The following is a 2,867-nucleotide window of genomic DNA, read 5'->3' as shown; positions in this document are numbered from 1 at the left end:
CGCCCAGGCGCATGGCCATGATGCCGGCGACCCTGGCGAGCCCGCGGGCGGCCGCGCCCATCATCACGGCGACGGGCGCTACCACACCCATGATTGAGCGCATCCGGCTGATGGCGTGGCTGTCGCCGACCTACCCGGTCGGCGCCTACGCCTACTCGCACGGGCTCGAATGGGCGGTGGAGGCGGGCGACGTCGCCGACGAGGCGGGCATCTCCGGCTGGCTCGGCGACGTGATGGAGCACGGGACCGGCCGCAACGACCTGATCCTGGCGGCCCACGCCCACCGCGCCGCGGCGGCGGCGGCTCTGCCGGACCTCGCCGGGATCAACGATCTCGCCCTGGCGCTGGCACCGTCGCGCGAGCTTCACCTCGAGACGAGCCAGCAGGGCCGCAGCTTCCTCGACGCGACCCTGGCGGCTTGGCCGTGCCCACCCCTCGACGGGGTCGCCGGGGCGCTGCCGGGGGCGGTCGCCTACCCGGTCGCGGTCGGGGCCGCCGCGGGCGCGCACGGCATGGACCGGCCGGGGATGCTGGCCGCCTACGGACTCGCCTTCGTCCAGAGTCTCGTCTCGGCCGCGTTGCGCGCCGCGCCGATCGGGCAGGCCGCGGGCACGCGGATCATCGCCGGCCTGAGCCCGCGCATCGCCGCGCTCGCCGAGCAGGCCGAGGCCTGCAGCCTCGACGACCTCGGCTCGGCGACGCTTCGCCTCGATCTCGGCTCGTTCCGGCACGAGACCCAGTATTCGCGGATCTTCCGCTCGTGATCCTCTGACGGAGCTTGCCCGCATGGCATCGAACAATGGACCCTTGCGCGTCGGCATCGGCGGGCCCGTCGGCTCGGGCAAGACCGCGCTGATGGAGCAGCTCTGCAAGCGCTTCCGCGACACCTACGAGATCTGCGCCATCACCAACGACATCTACACCAAGGAGGATGCCCGCATCCTCACGGTGGCCGGCGCGCTCCCCGAGGAGCGGATCATGGGGGTCGAGACCGGGGGCTGCCCGCATACGGCGATCCGCGAGGACGCCTCGATCAACCTGGCGGCGGTGGCCGAGATGCGCCGGCGCTTCCCGAAGCTCGACCTGATCCTGATCGAGTCGGGCGGCGACAACCTCGCGGCGACCTTCTCGCCGGAGCTCGCCGACATCACCCTCTACGTCATCGACGTGGCGGGCGGCGAGAAGATCCCGCGCAAGGGCGGCCCCGGCATCACCCGCTCGGACCTGCTCATCGTCAACAAGACCGACCTCGCGCCGCTGGTCGGCGCCGATCTCGGGGTGATGGAGGCGGACACCCGGCGCATGCGCGGGCCGCGGCCCTACGTGTTCGCATCCCTGCGGGAGGGCGCGGGAGCCGACGCGGTCGCGCGCTTCGTCGTCGAGGCCGGCGGCCTCGGTGGGATGCCGTCGCGTTAGTGCTCGGCGTTGGCCGAGCGGGAGCGGGCCGTCCCCGGGCTCTGCGGGACGCCGCCCATCAGCGCATCGAGGCGGCTCATGCGGGCGGAGAACTTCTGGGCGGTCTCGAGGGCGGCGCGGTCGCGCGGGCTCAGCGGCTTCAACCGGGTGTCGCCGGCGTGAGCCGAGGCGATCGGCAGGGCGGCGAGGACGAGGGCGGCGATGCGCAGGGACGATGTCATGATCATCACTCCATGCCGGCTCGGCCGTTCACGCGCGAGCACGGGTCGGCCTTCGGCAGGACTTCAACGTAGGGGTGAACGTGCGGCCAAGCTGTGCGCTGTCGCACCGCGGCCGGCGACCGCGCGCATCTCGACAGCCGGATCGATCGATGCAAGGTTTCGTCCGGAATAGCGCCGGCCGGAGGCATCGTGTCCGCCGGCTGTGATGGAGCGGGCATGTCGCCGGAATTGCAGGAATCGCGTGCGGCCCTGATCCTGATCGCCGTCGTGGTCGTATCCGTTCTGATCTTCGGGGCCGTGACCCTGTTCAGCCAGATCGGCTGATCGTCCCCCCTCGTCCGGTCTCGGGCCTCGCCCGAGCGATGTCGGGAATCGAACGGGGCGACGTCTCGGCCTCGTCGGCCGGGCCTGCGCGCCTGCACTGGGCTCGAACAGCATTCCCAGCATCGGATAGCCCTGCATCCCCCAGGAATCGGTAGAATGCAGCGGTGTCGAGCCTGATCCGAGTGTTGAATTAACGCGTTGTTAATTCCATCTTGGGTTGTATATCGGCGGTTCCCAAGCGAAACTGCAACCGAACCGTGGAGGTCCTCCATGCGCTCAGAAACGATCGACCGGTCCCGCTCGCGGCCCGTCGACCTGACGGCGGCCCTGTCGGCCTCCGGCGTGGTCGGAACCTGGGCCTGGTCGGCCCAGCCCGACCGCTGCATTCTGGATGCCGGGGCCGCCGACGTTCTGGCGGGAGACCATGCGATCGCCGGGCTGCCCGTGCCGTTCGAGCGGGCCAAGGCCCGCGTCCATCCCGACGACTTGCCGAAGCTGTCGCGCCACTTCAAGCGCCTGCGCCGCAGCGGGGGCCTGTTCGTCGCGGAATACCGCACCGTCTCGACCGCCGGCCGCGTCCGCCGGATCCTCGATCGCGGCCGGCTCGTCCGCAACGAGTCGGGGACCGTGCTGCACGGCCACGGGATCATCATCGACGTCACCGAGGGCGATCTCGACCTCGGCGCCTTCGCCGAGATCGAGCGGAAGGACCCCTCGGCGATCCTCGACACCGCCGCCGCTCACGCCTTGGCCTGCCGCGAGACGATCGATCAGCTCGACAACTCGGAGTTGCGTCTTCTCGTCGACGTGCTGCTCCTCAGCCTCGGCCAGCAGATCGCCGCCCTGTCGCGCGGGCCGGGGCGCGGGCACTGATCGTCGAACCGGCCGGTGCGGCGCGCGTGCCGC

At 71.2% G+C, this 2,867-nt stretch carries 4 protein-coding genes; 3 read left to right on the top strand and 1 reads right to left on the bottom strand.

Features of this window, described 5'->3' with window-relative positions; genetic code table 11:
• Positions 1–89 precede the first annotated feature (89 nt).
• Positions 90–764 (top strand): urease accessory UreF family protein, encoded by a 675-nt coding sequence (locus FV223_RS24355; protein ID WP_147729385.1) that lies wholly within the window; start codon positions 90–92, stop codon positions 762–764.
• 22 nt (positions 765–786) lie between these two features.
• Positions 787–1,416, top strand: coding sequence for an urease accessory protein UreG (ureG, locus tag FV223_RS24350; RefSeq protein ID WP_147729384.1), 630 nt, complete (start codon positions 787–789; stop codon positions 1,414–1,416).
• On the opposite strand, the gene FV223_RS24345 is transcribed toward ureG, so the two are convergent.
• Complete coding sequence (locus FV223_RS24345; RefSeq protein ID WP_147729383.1) at positions 1,413–1,637, bottom strand: hypothetical protein; 225 nt, start codon at positions 1,635–1,637, stop codon at positions 1,413–1,415. The genes ureG and FV223_RS24345 overlap by 4 nt on opposite strands.
• 594 nt (positions 1,638–2,231) lie before the next feature.
• On the opposite strand from FV223_RS24345, the gene FV223_RS24340 reads away from it, so the two are divergent.
• Positions 2,232–2,834 carry a PAS domain-containing protein gene (locus FV223_RS24340; protein WP_147729382.1) on the top strand — a complete coding sequence of 201 codons (603 nt, stop codon included), beginning with the start codon at positions 2,232–2,234 and terminating at the stop codon, positions 2,832–2,834.
• Positions 2,835–2,867 lie beyond the last annotated feature (33 nt).

This window comes from Methylobacterium sp. WL116, assembly GCF_008039455.1.
Taxonomy (GTDB): domain Bacteria; phylum Pseudomonadota; class Alphaproteobacteria; order Rhizobiales; family Beijerinckiaceae; genus Methylobacterium.
This window is presented reverse-complemented; position numbering and strand designations above follow the sequence as displayed.